Here is a 21,257-nt window from a genome sequence, read left to right on the forward strand (position 1 = left end):
TGATGTTTGAAAAATTAAAACTGCGTGGCCAATTGATTAAAGCGTTTCGTACAGCAGAGATTTACCGGGTAGTGAAACGAGGAGACCGTACCTCCTATCTGTTTCCGAAAATCCATCAAATCGATAACCATCATACGTACACTCGGTACGCCTTTTCCTTACTAAATGGGATCGATCCTGAGCTTTTAACGAAAAAAAGGTGGGCCTTACGACAAGTATTAGGCAGCAACATCGAAATAAATGGCAGTTTGAAGAATTTTAGTATCACCGTTCATCATAAAAGCTTACCTAAGATGCTTGAATACAAGTATGAAGCAATTCATCCTTATATTGAGAAAATGGAGCTTCCCGTATGCATTGGTCAAGATATCTATAGAAACCCCGTTTCATGGGATTTTGCAGATTTGGAAACCTTACTGATATCGGGTGAAATTGGAGCCGGAAAAAGCAGTTTAATGCGTGTAATTCTGACTACATGGGTGAAATATGCCTCCCCTGAAGACTTGCGCTTAGTCTTAGTGGACCTTAAACGAGCCGATTTAGGGTTATTTCATGGGATTGAGCATGTAGATGCGCTTTGTTTTGAAGCAAAAGACATGAGAAAACCTTTTGCCTTACTTCGAGCTGAAATGTATCGACGAGGTGATTTACTGTTAGAGCATGGTGTGACTCATATCAGCAGGCTTCCCTTTAAATTACCTCGCATTGTCGTGGTGGTTGATGAAATGAGCATCATCAAGCGAGAAACGGATCTCGTAGAGATGATTCAACAGTTCGCAAGTCAAGGTCGTGCGCTGGGCGTTCATACCATTATTGCCATGCAACGTCCGGATGCGGATTTATTAAACTCTGCGCTAAAAGCCAACTTACGAGTAAGGATATCTGGGAGGCAGGCAGATGCGACAAATGCAAAAGTTGCCGGAGTCATTGGAGCAGAAGAAATTGATGCAGCAGCTAGAGGACGTATGAAAATTAAAATTGATGATGTGAAAGAGTTTCAAGCTTTTTTCTTAGATGAAGAAGCGTGTAAGGAAATGCTTTCACCTTATAAAACGCGCGTAAAAGATCCTGAACCGCACCTAGAGGTTGTGCTCCAGTCAATCTTTGGTTTATTAGAGAAGGAGGAACAGCGATGAGCTTTCGGTTATCTCAGCGTGATAAAGACATCATTGGATTTATCAATCAGTTTCGAGCTGTGGATCGCGACTCATTAGTGGAACTGTTCTTTAAACAGCTGAAATCGCCTGTGAATGCGTGTAATAGTGTCATGGTACGTTTATATCGATTAGGGTTGATTGAACGCACACAGCAGTATTCCCCGACGGTCTATTTGCCTGTAGATGCGAAGATCAAAAAGAACTCTCAAAAAATATTACATTTCCTTTCAATTCTAGATATCTATAAACAAATGTGTACGTATAGTGCGCCTAAACAGGTTATTGTCGAAGATAAGCCCACTGGACAAAAAGGAGGCATTGAACCCGATCTCTTTTGTATCTTTAAAGGATCTCCGTTTTGGATTGAAATGCAACGCAATCAGTATTCTGAGCAGAAGATGCAGGCGAAGGTCAACCTCTATGAGGAGTTTTTCTTTTCGGATGAGTGGAAAGCATTGCAGTGGCAGCCAGAAGATCGAGCAGCCCTCTTCCCTTCGGTTATTCTGATTACGCCTGTTCGGTATGCAGTGTCTTCAGAGCATATACGGATTATTCAAGTAGCAAGTATTCATGAACTTATGGAGAAATATAAGAGTTCTACTAAACAACAGAGGAAAGCAAAACCGATAACACAGTCCTCTTCTGGTGGAATTAGAATCAACTTAACCTAGAGTGCTAAAAATTCAGCCTACAAAAAAAAGATCCTATCTAATTTTGAGCAAATGGAATAAGAAATCAGATAGGAGAAAGAAAAAGACACATATAAAAATATGCGCAAACAAAAGCTAGATTCTAACATCTATGAAAGTAAACCTCTAAGTTATGTTTGCATGTAGATTGGTATGGATAGATAGTGAGTAAATTTGATAAATGTAAAAAGATTTCTCCTTCCTCCTAACAAGGAAAGAAGAATCCTTTTACGAGCTGAAATGCATGATGAAACATGCCATACCGACCTAATGAATCGTAACATACCTTTATAACAATAATGAGGCAGTAGTGTTTCTTTTTATAACGATACTAATTCAGGTAAGTTACAGCATTTATTATAACGTGCACTTTTTATACATCTTCTTTCCACTTGGGTATCGAATAAATGCAGTCATATCAAGGATGTATAAAAAGCTGTATATAATAGAAAAGAGAATTCTTACTCCCAAAGGGTTCTCTTTTTGTATGTGTATCGGAAAGAGACATTATGCTAACTAACTTTGTATATGATATACAGCTTAAAAACAGAAAAAACTCCCCAGGCGGGAGAAGTTTTTTCTAGTCGTAAAATATAGATGTTAGCTGATACCTCGCGGCGTCTTGGGTAGTTTGCTTAATACATGTAAATCTATTCGTTTATATAAAAGAGAAAAAACATCTTCATAGGACTTTTACGTTTTTGCATAGAATATTTTTATGAATTCAAAAGAAAAGGGAGATGATTTAGTGTATCAGCGAATAGAAACCAGAAAAGAAATAAAACTCTTGGATTCCGAAATTGATTTGTGTAATCAGATTAGAAAATTGTTGCACGAAAGAGGTCAGAGATATTTAGAATCCAAACAAGAGTATACGGAATATGAAGTTTTACAAATTGCTTTAAATAGACTAATGAATGAACTAACTTTTAGGTATTAAAAGACTAAAAAAACCACCTGAAAATATATAGAATATTAAGGATATGAATATTGTGTGGAATGTTACATAATAAATTTATCTAAGATAGAAAAAAGAGAAGGTCAGGAATGTGATCTTCTCTTTTAGTTTATAGTTTCCGATAAAATCCATTATGTTAACTAAACATGTATACCATATACAGCTTAAAAACAGAAAAAAACTACCCTGATGTGTGGTGGTATGCTCCCCTTATAGTGGACAAGTAAAGGAAAGCAACCTATTCTGTCTACTAACGTATAAAATAGGATTTTTTTCGCGTTTATTTAGCTAATGGAGGATTCTTGATATGCAAGATAAAATAAAGCTTATTAAAGCCAAAAAGAAGGCTCTAGAAATTCAATTAAAATCAATAAGTAAGAATTATGTAGAAGATCCTTAGCAGGTCGCATAACTTGAACTCGCGATCCGTATTTATCAGGATGTTCTTGATATTCTAAGTATGCCTTTAGAAAAAGGGGGAAATTGGATGGAAGCTTTGGATGCTCCTAGTTTAAAAGAAAACGATATCGCCAATTTAAAGAGGTTTAAAAAGGTAAGAAACGGATTTATTTCCTTTCAATTTGAAATTCGCGGAGAGGTATATGAGGCAACTGCAACGTATGAAGAACATGTACTAAACTTGTGTACTCTTTCAAAGGTTGGTGAAGAAGATGTGATTTTTCTGTCATCTGACATAGGTCCTATTCGTAACATCCTACATACTGAATTAATTCTAAATCGCATCATTGGTACACAGTATACTTTTCCAACCGAAACATAACCCCATGTTATAACTAAACACCATGGGGTTTATATGTCAAAAAAGTCATGAAAATCTTTACGATGATCAATTTTAATGACGGCACGCATAACTTTTCTCAAAACCACAGGTGTTGGAATATATCCCTTTACATTACATAGACGCCATACTGTATTTCTGCTCACACCACTGCGATCCGCAAAATCCATCTGCGTAATACCTTCTTTATCTAAGAATTTACCAAACTTTGTTCTTTTGGGATTCTTCCACCAGGACATTCATCTCACACTCCTCTTTTACTACTAGCCTGTCCATTTTTCACCTTTTTGAACCTAAGAAAAGAAAAAAAGTAGGCATAAGGAGTCAAATTTCGAATAGAATAGAAGAAAATAAGCCAATCCGTGTATCCTGTCGACTTTTTTGGAATAATCATATAGCATACATACAGTTAAGACCGCCTTATAAACTAATAAGTAATGGGCGGTCTTTGCTATAGGTATGAATAGATTTTGAGTATAATGGAAAATAAAAACAGACTGCCTCAGAGAACGTAAGAAAATCTCTAACAACAGCCATTCATAAATTATCAGGGTAAAAAACAATTTAATCAGTGAAAGAAAAAAGAGAACTTCATATATCATTATAGAGTCCTCTCTTTTATGGAATAAAACAATATACAGTATTAAAGTGTAAAAAAGTAATTAGTTTATAACATTTTCAAACATAACATAAATTTCTATGCTTCTATAGAGCTACCTTTCTTATAAAAAAGGCTGTTTCACAAAATTAATGTGCAATGGAAAGGACTAATATGTGAGACCAGTAAAAACGATCACAAAAAGGTAGGATTTATTGAGGTAACTTCTTTTTCCGTAGTCGGCGTAATCTCCGTTGAATTCCATGGGCTGATCTACCGATTAGTTGGCCAATTTCTTGTTGAGTACGACCTTCTTGATAAAACATGTACCATAGACGGGAATCTTCCTCTTCAGTCCACTTTTTATTTTCATATTTAGGTCGATTAAAATAATCATATGTTCTTTGTTCCTTTACCCAGTCGGGTTCTGGAATAAGAGTATTTAGGGATACTTTAGAAAAATTAATAAATTCCTTATTCTGCTGTGCCCATTTCCAAAAGGCTGCTACGTCAATTCCTAAAAATGTTCGTGTGTTTGCTCTCAAGATGTTATAGGGCAATTCTTTTTTCTGAATCCAGTTATAAATGGTATGAACATCAACTTGCAGACACTCTGCTAGTTCATATACTGTAATATTTCCCAGATGAGCTCTTACGCCATCTATACCTAAACGATATAATCTAGACTCTAATGCTTGTATACTTCGCTGTAAGCGTCTAGATATTTGGTCAAGGGACTTGACTCCATACCATTTTAACAAGTATACATCCTCTTTCTTTGTCCATCTACGTAATGACGTTTTTCGTACTAATTTTAACAGTCTAATTCGAGTCGCAACAGAAGAAGGACTCTTGCCTAAATGTTTTCCAATTTCTCGGTTGTTCATCCTATTAATATTTACTTTTAAGAAAGTATCTTGGTCAGGGGTCCATTTTTTGCGTATGCCATTCTGTTCGTCACGAAGGTGTAGTCGTGAGACCCGTTTATTAACCGATTCTTTACTACGATTTAAACATTCACCAATTTTTTGGAGTGTCATCCGCCCATATTGTTCTTTTAGAAATAAATCTTCTTCCTTGGTCCACAGTTTTTGATTTTTAGTCACTATATCTCCCTCCAATTCGCGACTTAGATGTATAGAAAGCTAAGTATAGAGAATAGTAATGAAGATGTTCATCTTACCTCAACAGAGATTAAATCCTGTTTCATTTCCCTTTTTATATATTGGACATAGGTTATCACTTTGTTTAGTCTGTTTTTGTCTAAATTGTCAGTGAAACTATAAACAATAGTTACATTTTCTTTGAGTTCTTACTTTTGAAACTCATATACAACAGGCACCTTATCTAATTTCACAGTTTTTGCCACGATATAACGACGGTAGCCATCTTTTAAAAGCTTGGTTCCTTTTTCAATGGTTAACGGTTCATCTAAGCGACCTGTACGCTTTACAAAATCAATAACTTTTTGTGTTTTCTCAGGATTTGGGCGTGTCTTTAAAAACGCTTCAGGAACGATAATTTCATCAAAGTCCAATAAATCGTGGGTTCCTCTTGGCTGATTTGTTAGTTTCTTCTTTTGTGCATCAGCTTTTTTCTTTTCTATTGGTTGTTGTTGTGGTTCTGACTGCAAAGCCTTTGCTTCTTGCTCCCCTTCTTTTGCGACAGACGGAGAAGTAGATACCGGTTTTTCGCCCGGTTTAGTGAGTGCTACTTTTTCTTGTGCTTTATAAGCCTCAGAAATCTGTGATTTCGTTTCTTTTTTCTCTTTCGATTCACTATCCTTTTTATCATTTTTATTAGGGAGAACGGTAATCTGGAAACAGATGACCCCTACTTCACCAGGACATTCATTAATCGGAATGTCCAACGTCGGTTCCCCTTGAATTAAGATTTTCTCATGCATAATACTTTTCTTGGTGAGACCTGTTTTATTAAAAGCTTTCTTCGCAACAAACACCGTATACGAAATAAAGGTACTCTTCTTTAATCCTTTAGGCGCAGACGGAGACCCTTTTTCACGCATATCAAAGGCAACGTAGCGATCATATTCTCGTAAAGATCCTGTGGCTGATCCGGTTAAGGTAATTTTGTGTGGCATAATAGTCTCCTCCTACGTAGATTTTTAGTTATTGTTTATTTAGAACACAGATCTAAATAAACATATTCTATTAAAACATCAGCTTCTAAGAGATTTCTACTTGTTTTGATTAGGAAGCTGTGTCTTTTAACTGGTTGTGTTGACGTAAACATTTTTGTTCCTCTGGCGTTAAAGCTTGTCCTAAGTCTTGTTTTACCTGAGCTATCTCCAACAAACTATACGTGGAGCTGTGCTCCACCAACAAGTTCTCTTCTTCTGGTGTTAGCTCTTGTCCTAAATCTTGCTTTAATTGAATCATTTCAAGCTGTTGATCCAAAGAAATCTCTGTTTCTTTTGTAGCTTCTTCTTGCTGCTGCTGTTCAGCTTTCAACCAATTTGGAACGAGTTCCTTACGGATAATCCGTTTTGGTGTAGCCAATGTTGTTGTTGGACTTTCGGTATGTATAACTTCTTGTTGATGTGCGTATACTGATGAATAATCCTGCTCTTTAGGGTTTACCAACTCATAGAATTGATTTTTCGCAATTTGATAGATTAATCGACACATATCCCGTAGGGATAAAGGAGTGCCTTGTTGATTGGCTTCATGGACATATTTATCTAATCCCACAATGGTTGAATACGCAATTTCATGTATTTGCTCTTTTTTAATCTCAATCTCTGTATCTCGTTTGACAGCTTTTGCAGCATTTTGAATACGAGCATAGAAGTCTTGTAGTTGATGTCCATACTTACCTGCATAGACTTGATTGACTTTCTTAGGCACACCTTTGATGTACGTGAAGGCCTGTGAAACAGACATTAAATGATTATTTATATGATTTACAGGTAAATCAAGGTTAATAAAGGCATCAGGTGATTTATCGGCCTCTAAGCTTGGTGTATCAACGTTTTCAGTGCTTTCTGGATGCGTCACAGGACGTGTCACAGGAGTGGTCATTTCTTCTTGCTGAAGCGTTTGTACACCTGTTGTATCATGAGCAAAAAAGATTTCGTCGCAAATGTGATGAAAGTTTTTATGGCTTTTAAGGATAAATACATAACTATCAGGATGAGTACCTGTTGCATCTTCTTTAATGTATCGTGCTACAAGTATAAAGGGTGTCGCTTTTAACGAGCGCACAAAACGAGAAACGGTACTTTTCGAGACATTAAATTTCTTCATGAGCGTTTCAGAACGAATCGCTTGAATGCCCGTAGCCACTAGGTTATAGATGACATGATCGAGCATTTCCATTCTTTTTTTAGGAAATTCTTTATGTATGGCTGATTGTTGTTGTTTAAAGTGGGTACGAAGACTTTCTAAAAACTCTTCTTTTCTTTTACGAAGTGTGGACTTGTGGGTCCATAACCATTTGAACCGTCCATTGAAGGTATCTACATCTTTTAAATAGCAGGTCAAAATCTTTGTCATTTGTTCATCGTCTCCTTTAAGGAACACAAAAAAGACACTGTTTCCCTGGAAAAAGGAAAACAATGCCTTGATTTTGATGAACTAAGCCCTTGAAATAGATGTCAATTTCATATAAAATAAAAACATAAGTTTTATCTTATAGAAAAACTAACTCTATTAACAAGAGACTTCGACAAGTGTTTTCCCTACTGTGGTTAGGGTGAACGGTTTAAGAGTGTTGACAGCACTTCTTAAACAGTTGAAGTCTTTTTTCTATTCCGGTCATTTTTGTTAGTTTCATTATAGCGTTAAGTAGTCTCATAATTCAATAAAAAATTAGTAAAATATATCAAAACAAGTATTTTGGGCTAATCTTTTTTATTTAGATAATAAATAATTAAACAAATATTTATTATCTAAATAAAAATCTTTCTCTCCACTCTCAATCAGTATAAAAAAGTGCAATTTTTAGTTTCACTATAAGTGGTCTTCTAAACTAGCATTATTTAAAAGAGGCATTGCCCTTAGTTAATTCAGCTTAACTAAGGACAATGCCTCTTTCGTTTTTTCCATTTTATATTTAATTAAAATAGATTAATCACTAGTTTTATTGAATATCATACTCTCTTTCAAGTCGATCGACTAGATGTTCACTTATATAATCTTCAATGAAAGCTCGCTTTTTGTTATGATTTTCTTCCTTTTTGAAACTAAACAGACCAGTTTTCACAGTTATATTCCGTTCTTCTTCAGGTAACATAACCCATTTTTCAATTGCTTCTTTTTTTAATTTGTTTCTAATTTTCAATTCGTTTAGACGTTGCTCTTTTTCTAAGATTCTTTGGTTGTTTGTAGTTGCAGATGTTTCTGGGAGTGCCTTTAGTACATCTTGAAATTGAGATAAAATCTCTTGATTGGTTTCTCCACTTTGTTTCATAAATGTTGTTAAGACCTGAGCCATAGAATCAATTTTCTCAGTTGCCTCTGCTAATTGTTCCTCTAAATTCACTATTTTCTTCTCAAAAACTGTTTTCATGGGCTCATTCTTTTCTAACATCTCAGATGTTGTTTCTCCATTAAAATGTGAACGAATTTGCTTAATAGAGTAACCGTTTTCTTCTTTTAATCTCTTAGCCTCAAGTAACATATCAATCTCTTCTCTTTTAAAGCGACGATGACCACCTTGAGTACGGATCCCTTGAATATTAAAATCCTCTTGATATCTTCGAATGGTTTGGTCAGAAAGCCCAGTAAGTTTTATTACTTCACTTAACTTAAATTCTTCCTCAGTTCGTTTCAAAATTAACCCCTCCTCTTCTCAAATAATAATAACGACAAATTTGTTTCTATTATAATATAACTGACACTGAATGTTGAGAGATTTATTGATGGATTTTGTGTTAGATTTACAGTATTTTTGCTATTTTCGATAGAATAAACAATCCAAAGTTCTAATTCATAATAACAAAGTTCTTAAATGGACTAAAGGGATAGAATCTAACTGTAAATCTATAATAAGTGACTGTTAAGTTTAGGTTGGAATGGACTAAAGGGATAGAATCTAACTGTAAATCTATAATAAGTGACTGTTAAGTTTAGGTTGGAATGGACTAAAGGGATAGAATCTAACTGTAAATCTATAATAAGTGACTGTTAAGTTTAGGTTGGAATGGACTAAAGGGATAGAATCTAACTGTAAATCTATAATAAGTGACTGTTAAGTTTAGATTGGAATGGACTAAAGGGATAGAATCTAACTGTAAATCTATAATAAGTGACTGTTAAGTTTAGGTTGGAATGGACTAAAGGGACAGAATCTAACTGTAAATCTATAATAAGTGACTGTTAAGTTTAGGTTGGAATGGACTAAAGGGACAGAATCTAACTGTAAATCTATAATAAGTGACTGTTAAGTTTAGGTTGGAATGGACTAAAGGGACAGAATCTAACTGTAAATCTATAATAAGTGACTGTTAAGTTTAGGTTGGAATGGACTAAAGGGACAGAATCTAACTGTAAATCTATAATAAGTGACTGTTAAGTTTAGGTTGGAATGGACTAAAGGGACAGAATCTAACTGTAAATCTATAATAAGTGACTGTTAAGTTTAGGTTGGAATGGACTAAAGGGACAGAATCTAACTGTAAATCTATAATAAGTGACTGTTAAGTTTAGATTGGAATGAACTAAAGGGATAGAATCTAACTGTAAATCTATAATAAGTGACTGTTAAGTTTAGATTGGAATGAACTAAAGGGATAGAATCTAACTGTAAATGGATTTGAGTCAATAATTTGGACACAAAAAAGTTAAGTCTTAAGCTATTTTTCTCATTTGATCCTCAATTGCTTGAGGGGTTTGATAGCCGAGGCTACTATGGATTCTGTTTCGGTTATACCATCCTTCTATAAACTGAAATATGGCTAATTTTGCAGCTGAATAGTCTGTGTATTGCGTATGATACACTTCTTCTTTCTTTAATATGGCATGAAATGACTCTATGCAGGCATTATCATAAGGGCAGCCTTTCTGGCTGAAAGACTGCTTCATCTCGTATTCGTGGACATGCTGAGTAAACTCACTACTGGTGTATTGTGAGCCAAGATCCGTATGAAGAAGTAAGCCCTTTTCGGGCTTTTGAGCAGTGTAAGCGTTCCTAAGTGCTTCTATAACCAGTTCGGATGTCATGGAACGGGAAAAAGAATAGCCAACGATTTTTTTAGAATGCAAATCTAATACAGATGCCAAATAGCACCAACCGTCTCTTACTGTAGGGATATACGTAATATCTGCCACCCATTTCTCGTTAATGGTCTGTGTAGAGAAATCTCGTTTTAACAGATTATCTAGCTGTATAACCTTTTCTTTTGACGGATAAGGAGGGTATTTTTTCTTTGTGATCGAACGAATTCCTGCCTTTTTCATTAAGCGTTGAACGCGTTTTAGGCTTAGGTAACACCCATTATTTACTAAGGTCTGATGAATTTTTGGGGCACCATAACGTGCTCTACTTTTCACATGAATTCGTTGGATTTCTTTCGTCAGCTTCTGGTTTTCCTGTTCGCGGTTTGATACCGTCTTCTTGAACGAGTGGTAGTAGCTACTTCTTGGAATCGTTAACACTTCGCACATTTTCTGAACGCTGTATTGCCCTTTATATTTCTTGATAAAATGGTTGAGCTCTGCTTCTGTCACTTTTTCGCGAATATGGCCATAGCCTTTTTTAGAATATCTAGTTCTTGTTTTAACCGAAGGTTTTCCTTCTGAATTTCAGCTAATTCTTTGGGTGTTAGAGAGCCTTCCTCTGAGTTGATAGGTGTAAAGGCCTTCACCCATTTATAGATTGTTACTTCTGATACGCCATATTCGCTGCTTAAATCTTTAACCGAGTTTCCTGCATGATATAAATCCACAATCGTTTTCTTAAACTCATCATTGTATGTTTTGCCTGCATGTTTACGTTCCATTTCGGACACATCCTCTCAAAAGTCATTGTAAGGACTTAATTAAATGGTGTCCATGAAACTATACTAACTCCAAAATCTATAATAAGTGACTGTTAAGTTTAGGTTGGAATGAACTAAAGGGATAGAATCTAACTGTAAATCTATAATAAGTGACTGTTAAGTTTAGGTTGGAATGAACTAAAGGGATAGAATCTAACTGTAAATCTATAATAAGTGACTGTTAAGTTTAGGTTGGAATAGACTAAAGGGATAGAATCTAACTGTAAATCTATAGTAAGTGACTGTTAAGTTTAGGTTGGAATAGACTAAAGGGATAGAATCTAACTGTAAATCTATAGTAAGTGACTGTTAAGTTTAGGTTGGAATAGACTAAAGGGATAGAATCTAACTGTAAATCTATAGTAAGTGACTGTTAAGTTAGACTTGAGTTGAACCTAACAAATGAAATCTTACTGCAAATCTGCAAATGGCTACTTTAGGTTCAACTTAGGTTGAACTATAAGGGTTCTGTGACTAAAAATCTATAGTTGGGGAACATTTAATTCAATTTAGGCTCAACTAATAGGATAAATCTTAACTGTAAATCTATAGTAGATGATTATTAAATATAAAATTAATTCAGATCATAATATTTTTTAATTATTAGAACGACAACCTTTATTTTTAAATATAAAATATGGCTTTAGAGATTTCTATTTTGTGAAAATAATGAATTATAGCAATCATACGTTAATATTCTATATCTGTTTTTGTTCTTCCAAATATAGAAGTTTTACTAACAAACAGAGGATCTGTTGTACCATCTTGCTTCTCATTCAATCGATATGGTCATTAAATTGGATCAAACAGATGAAGAGAAGGCAAGCTTCCTCGCCCAAGAAAAAGCGAATCTAAATGTGAAATTACTTGTTCACTTATTGTATAAAGATGATGGCTACTATGCGGTAAGGATCAACGATTTATCTCCAAATTGGGAGGCACTAGCCGTTGATCTATACCAAGTAAATGAGGAAAAAGAAACGGTTAACGTGCACGCAATGACAAGTAATTCCGAAACAGATTCAACAGAAGAAATAAATGCTCATTCGTTAATTGCAACACTCTATTCTGACCAACGAAAAATGAGGAAGAAAAAGGAACAAAAAAAAAACAAGAATATGCGCTTTTGGTCAATGAGTTAGAAAAAGATTTTATTAAAAAGAAAATGAAAAACTATAAACAGGCATTCATGGTAGAAGCCAAACATAAACGTCAAACACAACAAGAAATGAACAAGTTACAACGTGACATGAAGTATCAAGTGAATGAGGAAAAAGCTGATACAGAATCAAAAATTGCGATGTAAAAGGATACGATTCAATCGAGTGATGAAAGCATTCAGCTCTATGAAGATGAACAAAAAGGCTTACAAGAAAAGCTCCAAAAATTAAATGAAAAGCAACAAGATTTAGCCATGAAGTGAAAAAACACAGGGGGACATAAAGGGGACATTGGGATTTTAAAAGGGGACGTAAAAGGGACGTACACCAAAAAAAGGGGAGGCAACGGGGACATTTAGCAATTTTCTTTGTACCCACGGTTTTGCTAGGCTTTGCCTAGCCCCACACCTATGGTGGGGGCAAAAACCCCTTATGCTCTTCTCTCTTTTATAGTGGGGAACCACAATTTAAAGGAAAGGAACGAATGTCATGGATCTGTTTTTACAAAATATCGATCCGATTGCCATTAAAAAATAGATGAAATTGCGAAAGAAAAGAATATTTCTTCCCAAGAATTTTTAAAAGTCGGCTTAAAAAGGAGGGATGTACTGAGAGGGATAAAGGATTAGGACAAAGGGAGAAAAGAGAAATCATAAAATGGATTTACGAAACTTTTTGCACGGAATAATGGAGCACAAGAGATAGAACATTAAAAAAAGCAAAGGTTTAAAGGCGAAGTGAAGACTGAAGAGTATTCTTGTTTTACACTGGGAAAGTAGCAAGCAAAACAAGGTGAAGCTCCTTTAGTTATGGAGGATCCATATTTATAAATTTATAGTCAATCAATCGAATCTTATAAAGACTTTTTCTCTTTCCATCTTGCGAGCAATGCACATAATCATTATAGAAACCACAATAGGTTAGAGCATCCTTCCTAATTGGTGGATTAACAATACTCTCACAATAAAGACAAGTTGGTGTAGTCACTATAAATCCCTCTTACGTTTTAAAAAAAGGAGCATTAATGCTCTCTCTTAAAACTCACGATTCATACTCCTTTTCTTCATCAATCCATCTATCTTCGGTCAATAGCCCACACTTAGGGCATTTATATTTTGGATCTATTTGAGTTGTTATTTCCTCAACTTTACAAGTTTCACATAAATGAATTAAAAACAAGTATTATCACACTCCAAATAAATAGAAACCATATCATTGTTATTAATATGGTTTACATAAGTGATAATATCACCTTTTTCATATTTTAAAAGGTTACATAATATTAAATTAGCTTCTTCTTAAAAAAAGAGCAGTATTAGAAAGTATATGAGTCAAGGATGAAGGAGAGTGCTCCTTTTTATTTTGTCTTCTTGCCGTATAATCCTTATCATGGAAGTGGATGAGAATTATGGTAAAGGGGTATGCGATTATGCGAGCAAAAATCGAAAAAGCTAAACATGTGTTACTGTTTAAAGATACAGGGGAGTTTTATACGCATGAGGTCAATCAAGATAAAATAAAAATGGGCTTTTTTATCTGTCCTTCTTGTGAAGTCAGAGTGCATTATAAACACGATCATTTCTTTTCCCGTGAACATAAACGAAATTGCACCTATGTGAAGGAACAATTTAAGAAAAAAGCCTACTAGGTAAATGAAGATTCAACAATCTTATATGAGACTACGGAGAAAAGGGGGAAAGGAGCATGCTTTACAATAAGAAAAGGAGAAATGGAAAATCTATTTCTCCTTTAATATACATTCAATTAGAAGGATCTGATTATCGAATATTTTTGCCACCAAGTTGTTGTTCTGCCATTTGCACAAGACGTTTTGTAATCTCTCCACCTACTGATCCATTTGCACGGGCAGTTGTATCAGGACCAAGATTTACACCAAACTCACTAGCGATCTCATATTTCATTTGGTCAATTGCTTGTTGAGCACCATATACTAACAGTTCATTTGTGTTGCTATTTTTATTGTTTGCCATTGTATGCAACTCCTTTACATTTTATAAAGTTAAAATGTGTAAAAGAAGGATAGTTTATTCATAAGATGAGAAATTAATTTTAAAAAGCAGTTTAGTTCATAAAAATCATGGGTTTTATCCTTTGTACTTATTGACGACAAATGGTTATTTTTCCTTTTCTATCTCCTTACTATTTAAATCATAAATCGTTTTAATGATAAAATCATGTTCGAACATTTTAATGCCCCCTATCCTTTTATAAATACTATAGAAGTTTATTAAAGAAAGTTATTCTTAATGCAAAATGTTATCATTCCATATGAGTAAAAATCCTAGTATTTCCTACAACTATAGGCTGATGAGCTTTTTACGTAATTTCTCAAAGATAAACCTAATGATAAAAACACATAAAACAAACAAATAATGTTTTATTTATTATTTATTTGTTTTATGTGTTTATTATTCTCTTTTTACCTCTGTGCTTAGTACATGGTTACTATCCATCTGATTTAAAGGGTTTTTTCTCTCAAGTGTCGAACGTAGCAAGTTATCGGGAAGGGGCTGTAAATATGAATTTAAAAGATCAATTTGATGAAAATGAAAAAAGAATAGCAATTACTAGAAAATTAATGGAGAATGCTAGGGAAAGGATTAAGTTATCTTCGGAATTAGAGAAAGAATTGGAGAATTTAGAACTTCAAAGAAGAATGAGGCAATTAGAAATGGAAAGTAAGTTACTAAAACAGCAAGAAAAAGAATTAGGGTAATTACTATAGAGTATCCAATGGGGTACTTTTTTTATTGATATATCGGCTGGAAATCGGGGCAAAACAACCATTCATTGCAAATTTGGGCACTTCTAGTAGCTCTATAAAAATCGAGGAGGTATTTTTTATGGATAGTGCTTCTTGGTTTTTTATGATAGGTATTTTAGCAGCTTTCTTGCTTTTTGGTTATCAACTTGTAATCTCTAAAAAAATTGATTTACCTAAAGGATGGCCAGCTTTTAGTACAGTTTTTGGTGGTACGGCTTTGATGCTTCTATTTTACCATGGACAGGGAGGAACAGAATTTTATTCTATGTTTGGTGACAATAGTCAAGCAAATCTTGTTATAGCAGTACTTTGGTTTTTTGTTTTTTATCCAATACTTTCACTTTTTGTATATTTTCTTTCTTATTCAATCATACGATTTTTCTTATTCGTATTTGCTAATGGAAAAACCATAGGGGAATCAAAAATATTAGACTATTTTGTAGGGCCAATTATTTTTATTGTTGTGGATGGAATTTTTTATCTAGATTACTTTATCAGGAGTACACCTTAATGAAAAAAGAACAAAAGGATGTTTAAATGCCAAATTACGTTATTATATCTCTTATCGTAACCCTAGTAATCATTATTGTATTTCGGGGAATTAGTAAGATGAATAAAAAAATAGAAAGGGACTATATTGCCAAGAATCCAGCAAAGGTTAAAGAGTATATAAAGAGAAATGAAGGGCTTCTAGAAAGAACAAATAAATTAAATAAGCAAATGCTTAATTTTTTAACCTTCACTATTATTGCAGTAATTGCTGTATTTATTTTTGTTCCGGTTTTTATACCTATATTTTTCATAGCATTTTTATTCGCATTTACCCTGCTAATTTTAAATACTATCTTAAGAAGTAGCTTAGAGGACAGGTTAAAAACTTTTAAAAATTTATCCTTTGAAATTAAAAATAAAAATAGCAATCTAAACGGTTGAAAGAACAAGAGGTAATTAGAAAATGAAGACTACGGGCATTGTTCGAAAAGTAGATGAATTAGGACGTATTGTTATCCCTTAATGGAAGAACTATAGTAGGCTTATGGTATGTTTATCTAGTTATTATGCTGATAAATCAACGATGTATAAAATTACGTATAAATGATAAATTTTAATATAGCGCAATTCCTTGTCGCCCAAGGGATTGCGCTTTTTGTTTGGGTCCGCGAAGAGGTATTATGTTAACTAAATTTGTATACGGTATACATAAATGTTTGTAGCTTTAATCGCTTTTCTTTTTTTAAACACTTCCACCAATACACCTGTTTAATTCTTTAGCTTAAAAAATCTTTTTTATATCTAATAGCAAGATATATACCTGAAGCTATGAATGCAAGGGAATATTTGAATAAGAAGAAAATTTGCCACATATATTCTTTTGGGAAAATGAAGTCGCACAAAATGACTCCATACAACACAACGAGGGCACTTTTTAAATTTATTTGGTTTGTTCTTTCGTCACCTGCACCCATTTTTTTGTGAAACACGTATATCAGAATCATTCCAACTATAAGCGACAAAATTCCAATACCAATAAGCATATTCCAGTTACTATTTGATTGTTCTGTCCAGGTTTTCAAAGGAGTAAAAATGGCATTTTCTATTTTGTCAGTTATCATTTCAATCACGTCCTCTCACATAATTAAAAATATCGTTAACATCTACATCAAAAAAATCAGCTATTCGAAAAGCTAAAACGAGAGAAGGAGAATAATTATTCTTCTCCATCACATATATGGTTTGTTTGGATACTCCTACAGCGTCAGCCAATTCTTTTTGGGACAACCTTTTTAAAACACGGTGCTCATACACTTTATTTTCAACGTAGTCACCATTTTTTTCTTTCAATGTAATCACCTTCCTTTTTTGACTACAAGTACATCATATAATAAACTTATATAAAGGTAAAGTAAACTTATACAAATGATAATTATTATTATGCAAATTTAATAATAAATAACAAGATATCACCTAGAACATCTGCTATGTTAACTTAAATTCCATATAATTGAAATATGTTATAAATATGGAACTTTTATAAAGGTGGGTCGTATAAGTATTTAGGAGGAGATTGAAATGCTTGGTTTATTTTAGAAAAAGAAAATGTCATTAATTTTGAAGAAAAATACTATAATTTAACCTATTTAAAAGAATTGCAGATACCTAGATATTTCTACATATGGTATTTGTCATTAAATCTATTGGAGGTGTACGTCTTACCTAGGTAAGACAACTAATTGGACATAATTAACTTGTTATTGGTAGCAGTATTAATTGGATTGACTGGTTTCTTTGTAGCCACAGAATTTGCGATTGTAAAAGTACGAAGCTCTAAGATTGATCAACTGGTAGCTGAAGGTAAAAAGGGCGCTGTATCTGCTAAAAAGGTGATTACGCACTTAGACGAATATTTATCTGCATGTCAACTAGGTATTACAGTAACAGCCATGGGATTAGGTGTTCTTGGTGAGCCTACAGTAGAAAGGCTGCTAAGTCCTATTTTTATGAGATTCGATTTAAATGAGTCAATTACTCACCTTTTATCATTTGGTATTGCTTTTATTGTGATGACCTACCTTCATGTTGTGGTAGGTGAATTAGCACCTAAGACGTTTTCCATACAGAAAGCAGAAGCTGTCACATTGTTATTTTCAGCTCCCATCATCTGGTTTTATAAAATAATGTATCCCTTTATATGGATCTTAAATGGTTCTGCTCGAATATTGGTTGGAATGTTTGGATTAAAACCTGCATCAGAGCACGAATTAGCCCATTCAGAAGAAGAACTTCGTCTCCTTCTATCTGAGAGTTATAAGAGTGGTGCTATTAATCAGAGCGAGCTAAAGTACGTAAACAATATCTTTGAATTTGATGAACGTCTGGCGAAAGAAATCATGATTCCACGAACAGAGATTATAACGATCTCTGAGCATGACACGATTGGTGCGTTTCTAGAAATGGCTTCATTAGAGCAATATACTCGTTACCCAATAACAATTGATGGAGATAAAGATCAAATCATAGGAATTGTGAATATAAAAGAAATCTTAAGTGATGTAGCATTTGATGACACATTACGAGATAAATTAATTAGCCCCTACGTTAAACCAGTGATTCAAGTCATCGAATCATACTCTATTAATAAGCTATTAAGAAAAATGCAAAAGGAACGTATACACATGACAATCTTACTTGATGAATACGGAGGAACAGCTGGGTTAGTAACAGTTGAAGATATTTTGGAGGAGATTGTAGGAGAAATTCATGATGAATTTGATTCCGATGAAGTACTCGATAGACAAAAAATTGGTGAAAGTCACTACATTTTTAATGGAAAAGTATTAGTAGAAGACGTAAATACGCTAATGGGAACTAATATTGAGAATGATGGGATTGATACGGTTGGTGGATGGATATTATCTCAGAAGATAGACGTTAAATTAAATGAAGTCCTTGTTTATAATGAATTTGAGTTTACTGTGAAAGAACTTGATGGGCGACACATTCAAACCATTGAGGTAGTGAATAAACCACATTCTTTAAGTCTAGCTAAATAATATTTTCAAAGGCCTTTATAAATTATAAAGGCCTTTTGGTTCCTACAATCCACATTATGGTAACTAAACATGTATAGGGTATTCATCATCAAAATAGAAAAAACCACTAGCGTATGGGGCTTTTTTTAGTTACATAAAGAATTTTATTTTTGTATTCATATATAATTAATTATTAAATGAAGTTTTTAGGAGATTATCTATATTGGAAAGTAAAACAGGCACAGTAAAATATTTTGATGATGAAAAAGGTTTTGGATTTATTGCACCTGATAATGGTGGTGAAGACCTATTTGTTTATTTTAGTTCTATTCATAACACCAACTCTTTAAAAGTAGGACAGAATGTTTCTTATGTAGAATATATGGGTCAAAAAGGGCCGCAAGCAGAATATGTAGTAATACTCTAAAGGTACATTATGGTAACTAATATAATGCTCAGGATAGGGGCAATTACTAGAGAAAAATAATCAATAAAAACACCGTTTCGAATAAACGGTGTAATAAAAATTTGTCCTAAAATAATTTAGCTTGGATCATTTTCATCTAAAGAGAGAGTCGTTACGTTAGTATATTCTCCTTTAGAAATTTCCTCTGGGGTTGCATCTTTTTGCAATTCATCTTCAGTATTCATTCCTTCTGCAATTGTGGGTTTATCAGTTGAGGTTTTTTGTTTTTTCATCTATTACACTCCTTTCAGGTTTATTTTCCCCAACAATAAACCTTTCATCCTCTGGTTATAAATGAAAAAACTTTTAAACGCGCTACTTAGCATATGATTTCCGACAGTCTCTGTTATGTAAATTAGAAACAAACATTCTATACATCATTCTTTTCAACAACCTATTTCCTACATAAAAAAATCGAGATTTACTCTTTATTATACGTAAGAGTGATGTTTGCTTTACGATTGGCCACGAACAATTTTCTCTTCTAGTTTACATATCCATTTATAGTATCCCAATAAAATCATAAGAAGGATAGGATTGATAGCTGCTGAATACCACCACTCCCACCATCCATATCTAAAGTATCCGCAAGGTTCAGGAAGCAATGTAAGAACTTCATAAAGGACTAATGCTATATCCCAATAGATGAAGTATATTATTTTTTTACTGAGTAAATTTCTATAAGGAAACCAATTCAAAAATATTATATTTACAGGGGGAATTAATATAGCATGGGCGGGAAATGCCTTCCAATCCACACCTTTTGTAAAGTACCAATAACCATGATATTTAAAATTCACATAAAGATCAAAAGTTAATTGAAATGCAGTTGTAAATATCCAAATATGGACTATTTGATTTGCTGTTAGTCTTTTATTTACGATAAAAGCAATAAGATTAAAGACAATAATTGCAATAATAAGTCCTATCATCACTAACTTCCTTTTTTTATTAATTTCCCCCATACATATCAGTGTAATACCTCAATGTGAAATTCAGGTTCCTCATTGGGGATGTTTTTTTAGGTAATAAAGAGCTACATAAAACAATAAGATGCTCAAATAATAAAATGGAAATTAAAGTGTTGTATATCATTATAAAGGGGATAAATCCGTGGATAAAAGAATAGAGAATTTCTGGAAAGTCAGGTCCTTACAAGATAAAATAGCAGAATTAGATATAAAGTATTGGTTACACGATGAATTTTTAACGAGAAGCTGGTGGTTGCTTCTTGTTTTTCTTATTCTTCCTTGGATCATTTGGAGTATCTTTTTAAACCGTAAACAAATCCTTGAAACCTTATTGTTTGGTACCTTCATTATCATCATTACATTTCTTCTAGATCTTATTGGAATTACGTTTCGTTTCTGGGGATACATTACGCAATTCCTGCCCATTTATCCTGGCGCTTTACCTTTTGATTTCAGCATGGTTCCAGTTACGTTCATGTTATTGTATCAATATTTTAGAACCTGGAAATCCTTTATTGTTTCACTTATATGTATGGCTAGTGCATTTTCTTTTATAGGTGAACCTTTTTCTATATGGGCGCATCTTGTCATCTATATAAAATGGAAATATATATACTCTTTTATTTATTATATTGTAATTGGAATTATAGTAAGAGCTTGTGTTGAAAAATTAGTTGCTATCTCTAAGTCCCATCTATCATTACAGTAGTGATTACTACCTTTAAAACATTCTTAAAGGTAGTATCTTCATTCCTATTAGTATCGAAATTAGGATATTATCTCTTAAATAAAAAAGATTAGCTGTAAGAAGCTAATCTTTTTTATTTAACTACCTAGAAAGCACATTATGGTGCGACAAGAAGTCGCTTTCTTACAGTGTAGCTAACGCTACTCATCTAGACGCGAAGAGGATCTCCATCCGAAACGGCATTCTTGGTAACGAGTCTGTCGGTTGCATGAGGAAATGTGGAAACAGAGGACAAATGCATGGTCCAGAATACTGCTAGGAGAAGATAGGTATGGTAAACGAAAGTGAAGGTTTGTAAGCTTCGTCAACTTTAGCCCAAGATAATGCAAAGCTTTGCTTGGGTCTTGGCAAGAGGAAAAGTAGAATCATAATGCTGCTCTGATGCGTCCCGCATCT

23 protein-coding genes are annotated in these 21,257 nt (G+C 33.8%); 12 read left to right on the top strand and 11 right to left on the bottom strand.

Going from position 1 to position 21,257, the window contains the following annotated elements; all coding sequences use genetic code 11:
• The first annotated feature begins 2 nt into the window (after window positions 1-2).
• From ACLHDF_RS24375 to ACLHDF_RS24385, 3 genes are all read left to right on the top strand, one after another.
• The gene (locus ACLHDF_RS24375) at window positions 3-1,136 is read left to right on the top strand and encodes an FtsK/SpoIIIE domain-containing protein (RefSeq protein ID WP_413921163.1); all 1,134 of its coding nucleotides are present in this window, start codon (window positions 3-5) and stop codon (window positions 1,134-1,136) included.
• A complete protein-coding gene (locus tag ACLHDF_RS24380) occupies window positions 1,133-1,828 on the top strand; it encodes a hypothetical protein (protein WP_413921164.1) in 696 nt (231 codons plus the stop codon). Before ACLHDF_RS24375 ends, ACLHDF_RS24380 begins: the two co-directional genes overlap by 4 nt.
• A 1,463-nt stretch (window positions 1,829-3,291) precedes the next feature.
• Window positions 3,292-3,585 (top strand): hypothetical protein, encoded by a 294-nt coding sequence (locus tag ACLHDF_RS24385; protein ID WP_413921165.1) that lies wholly within the window; start codon window positions 3,292-3,294, stop codon window positions 3,583-3,585.
• A 29-nt stretch (window positions 3,586-3,614) separates the two neighbouring features.
• Here the strand turns inward: ACLHDF_RS24385 and ACLHDF_RS24390 are convergent, their stop codons facing one another.
• The 6 genes from ACLHDF_RS24390 to ACLHDF_RS24415 form a co-directional block, all read right to left on the bottom strand.
• Complete coding sequence (locus ACLHDF_RS24390) at window positions 3,615-3,842, bottom strand: helix-turn-helix domain-containing protein (protein WP_043978001.1); 228 nt, start codon at window positions 3,840-3,842, stop codon at window positions 3,615-3,617.
• Window positions 3,843-4,413: 571 nt separating this feature from the next.
• Window positions 4,414-5,307, bottom strand: a complete 894-nt coding sequence (locus ACLHDF_RS24395) for a sigma-70 family RNA polymerase sigma factor (RefSeq protein WP_413921166.1) — start codon at window positions 5,305-5,307, stop codon at window positions 4,414-4,416.
• Window positions 5,308-5,513: 206 nt separating this feature from the next.
• Window positions 5,514-6,302: a plasmid stabilization protein gene (locus tag ACLHDF_RS24400; protein WP_413921167.1), complete on the bottom strand. Its 789-nt coding sequence runs from the start codon at window positions 6,300-6,302 to the stop codon at window positions 5,514-5,516.
• 109 nt (window positions 6,303-6,411) lie between these two features.
• A complete protein-coding gene (locus tag ACLHDF_RS24405; protein WP_413921168.1) occupies window positions 6,412-7,716 on the bottom strand; it encodes a replication protein in 1,305 nt (434 codons plus the stop codon).
• Window positions 7,717-8,302: 586 nt separating this feature from the next.
• Window positions 8,303-8,995: a MerR family transcriptional regulator gene (locus tag ACLHDF_RS24410; RefSeq protein WP_413921169.1), complete on the bottom strand. Its 693-nt coding sequence runs from the start codon at window positions 8,993-8,995 to the stop codon at window positions 8,303-8,305.
• 1,016 nt (window positions 8,996-10,011) lie between these two features.
• A protein-coding gene (locus tag ACLHDF_RS24415; RefSeq protein WP_413921170.1) for an IS3 family transposase occupies window positions 10,012-11,162 on the bottom strand; the annotation gives its coding sequence in 2 pieces (ribosomal slippage) (window positions 10,012-10,922 and window positions 10,922-11,162; 1,152 coding nt in all).
• A gap of 794 nt (window positions 11,163-11,956) precedes the next feature.
• On the opposite strand from ACLHDF_RS24415, the gene ACLHDF_RS24420 reads away from it, so the two are divergent.
• The 3 genes from ACLHDF_RS24420 (at window position 11,957) to ACLHDF_RS24430 (ending at window position 14,009) form a co-directional block, all read left to right on the top strand.
• Complete coding sequence (locus ACLHDF_RS24420) at window positions 11,957-12,343, top strand: hypothetical protein (protein WP_413921171.1); 387 nt, start codon at window positions 11,957-11,959, stop codon at window positions 12,341-12,343.
• Window positions 12,328-12,507: a hypothetical protein gene (locus ACLHDF_RS24425; RefSeq protein WP_413921172.1), complete on the top strand. Its 180-nt coding sequence runs from the start codon at window positions 12,328-12,330 to the stop codon at window positions 12,505-12,507. Before ACLHDF_RS24420 ends, ACLHDF_RS24425 begins: the two co-directional genes overlap by 16 nt.
• A gap of 1,283 nt (window positions 12,508-13,790) precedes the next feature.
• On the top strand, window positions 13,791-14,009 hold the full coding sequence (locus ACLHDF_RS24430) for a hypothetical protein (protein WP_413921173.1): 219 nt from the start codon (window positions 13,791-13,793) through the stop codon (window positions 14,007-14,009).
• Between the two features lie 130 nt (window positions 14,010-14,139).
• Here the strand turns inward: ACLHDF_RS24430 and ACLHDF_RS24435 are convergent, their stop codons facing one another.
• Window positions 14,140-14,352: an alpha/beta-type small acid-soluble spore protein gene (locus ACLHDF_RS24435; RefSeq protein ID WP_034656103.1), complete on the bottom strand. Its 213-nt coding sequence runs from the start codon at window positions 14,350-14,352 to the stop codon at window positions 14,140-14,142.
• 548 nt (window positions 14,353-14,900) lie between these two features.
• Between ACLHDF_RS24435 and ACLHDF_RS24440 the strand changes: the two genes are divergently transcribed.
• From ACLHDF_RS24440 to ACLHDF_RS24450, 3 genes are all read left to right on the top strand, one after another.
• Window positions 14,901-15,098 carry a hypothetical protein gene (locus ACLHDF_RS24440; RefSeq protein ID WP_413921174.1) on the top strand — a complete coding sequence of 66 codons (198 nt, stop codon included), beginning with the start codon at window positions 14,901-14,903 and terminating at the stop codon, window positions 15,096-15,098.
• 127 nt (window positions 15,099-15,225) lie between these two features.
• A complete protein-coding gene (locus ACLHDF_RS24445; protein WP_413921175.1) occupies window positions 15,226-15,657 on the top strand; it encodes a hypothetical protein in 432 nt (143 codons plus the stop codon).
• A gap of 98 nt (window positions 15,658-15,755) precedes the next feature.
• Window positions 15,756-16,079 (top strand): hypothetical protein, encoded by a 324-nt coding sequence (locus ACLHDF_RS24450; protein WP_413921176.1) that lies wholly within the window; start codon window positions 15,756-15,758, stop codon window positions 16,077-16,079.
• A gap of 335 nt (window positions 16,080-16,414) precedes the next feature.
• On the opposite strand, the gene ACLHDF_RS24455 is transcribed toward ACLHDF_RS24450, so the two are convergent.
• Both ACLHDF_RS24455 and ACLHDF_RS24460 read right to left on the bottom strand, forming a co-directional pair.
• Window positions 16,415-16,759, bottom strand: coding sequence for a DUF2178 domain-containing protein (locus tag ACLHDF_RS24455; protein ID WP_413921177.1), 345 nt, complete (start codon window positions 16,757-16,759; stop codon window positions 16,415-16,417).
• Between the two features lies 1 nt (window position 16,760).
• On the bottom strand, window positions 16,761-16,988 hold the full coding sequence (locus ACLHDF_RS24460) for a helix-turn-helix transcriptional regulator (protein WP_251442996.1): 228 nt from the start codon (window positions 16,986-16,988) through the stop codon (window positions 16,761-16,763).
• A 389-nt stretch (window positions 16,989-17,377) separates the two neighbouring features.
• On the opposite strand from ACLHDF_RS24460, the gene ACLHDF_RS24465 reads away from it, so the two are divergent.
• A complete protein-coding gene (locus tag ACLHDF_RS24465; RefSeq protein WP_413921178.1) occupies window positions 17,378-18,697 on the top strand; it encodes a hemolysin family protein in 1,320 nt (439 codons plus the stop codon).
• A gap of 199 nt (window positions 18,698-18,896) precedes the next feature.
• On the top strand, window positions 18,897-19,103 hold the full coding sequence (locus ACLHDF_RS24470) for a cold-shock protein (protein WP_413921225.1): 207 nt from the start codon (window positions 18,897-18,899) through the stop codon (window positions 19,101-19,103).
• A 116-nt stretch (window positions 19,104-19,219) separates the two neighbouring features.
• Here ACLHDF_RS24470 and ACLHDF_RS24475 read toward each other — a convergent pair whose 3' ends face one another.
• The gene (locus tag ACLHDF_RS24475; RefSeq protein WP_182007189.1) at window positions 19,220-19,375 is read right to left on the bottom strand and encodes a hypothetical protein; all 156 of its coding nucleotides are present in this window, start codon (window positions 19,373-19,375) and stop codon (window positions 19,220-19,222) included.
• 222 nt (window positions 19,376-19,597) lie between these two features.
• The gene (locus ACLHDF_RS24480; RefSeq protein ID WP_413921179.1) at window positions 19,598-20,074 is read right to left on the bottom strand and encodes a hypothetical protein; all 477 of its coding nucleotides are present in this window, start codon (window positions 20,072-20,074) and stop codon (window positions 19,598-19,600) included.
• 181 nt (window positions 20,075-20,255) lie between these two features.
• Between ACLHDF_RS24480 and ACLHDF_RS24485 the strand changes: the two genes are divergently transcribed.
• On the top strand, window positions 20,256-20,822 hold the full coding sequence (locus ACLHDF_RS24485) for a CBO0543 family protein (RefSeq protein ID WP_413921180.1): 567 nt from the start codon (window positions 20,256-20,258) through the stop codon (window positions 20,820-20,822).
• Window positions 20,823-21,257 lie beyond the last annotated feature (435 nt).

This window comes from Priestia megaterium (assembly GCF_046599315.1).
Classification (GTDB): Bacteria; Bacillota; Bacilli; order Bacillales; family Bacillaceae_H; genus Priestia; species Priestia megaterium_F.

Excerpts from the sequence above, each read along its gene's own strand:
- ACLHDF_RS24375 (WP_413921163.1), top strand. The coding sequence starts at position 3 with ATGTTTGAAAAATTAAAACTGCGTGGCCAATTGATTAAAGCGTTTCGT.
- ACLHDF_RS24380 (WP_413921164.1), top strand. The coding sequence starts at position 1,133 with ATGAGCTTTCGGTTATCTCAGCGTGATAAAGACATCATTGGATTTATC.
- ACLHDF_RS24385 (WP_413921165.1), top strand. The coding sequence starts at position 3,292 with ATGGAAGCTTTGGATGCTCCTAGTTTAAAAGAAAACGATATCGCCAAT.
- ACLHDF_RS24390 (WP_043978001.1), bottom strand. The coding sequence starts at position 3,842 with ATGTCCTGGTGGAAGAATCCCAAAAGAACAAAGTTTGGTAAATTCTTA.
- ACLHDF_RS24400 (WP_413921167.1), bottom strand. The coding sequence starts at position 6,302 with ATGCCACACAAAATTACCTTAACCGGATCAGCCACAGGATCTTTACGA.
- ACLHDF_RS24405 (WP_413921168.1), bottom strand. The coding sequence starts at position 7,716 with ATGACAAAGATTTTGACCTGCTATTTAAAAGATGTAGATACCTTCAAT.
- ACLHDF_RS24430 (WP_413921173.1), top strand. The coding sequence starts at position 13,791 with ATGCGAGCAAAAATCGAAAAAGCTAAACATGTGTTACTGTTTAAAGAT.
- ACLHDF_RS24435 (WP_034656103.1), bottom strand. The coding sequence starts at position 14,352 with ATGGCAAACAATAAAAATAGCAACACAAATGAACTGTTAGTATATGGT.
- ACLHDF_RS24440 (WP_413921174.1), top strand. The coding sequence starts at position 14,901 with ATGAATTTAAAAGATCAATTTGATGAAAATGAAAAAAGAATAGCAATT.
- ACLHDF_RS24445 (WP_413921175.1), top strand. The coding sequence starts at position 15,226 with ATGGATAGTGCTTCTTGGTTTTTTATGATAGGTATTTTAGCAGCTTTC.
- ACLHDF_RS24450 (WP_413921176.1), top strand. The coding sequence starts at position 15,756 with ATGAATAAAAAAATAGAAAGGGACTATATTGCCAAGAATCCAGCAAAG.
- ACLHDF_RS24455 (WP_413921177.1), bottom strand. The coding sequence starts at position 16,759 with ATGATAACTGACAAAATAGAAAATGCCATTTTTACTCCTTTGAAAACC.
- ACLHDF_RS24475 (WP_182007189.1), bottom strand. The coding sequence starts at position 19,375 with ATGAAAAAACAAAAAACCTCAACTGATAAACCCACAATTGCAGAAGGA.
- ACLHDF_RS24480 (WP_413921179.1), bottom strand. The coding sequence starts at position 20,074 with ATGATAGGACTTATTATTGCAATTATTGTCTTTAATCTTATTGCTTTT.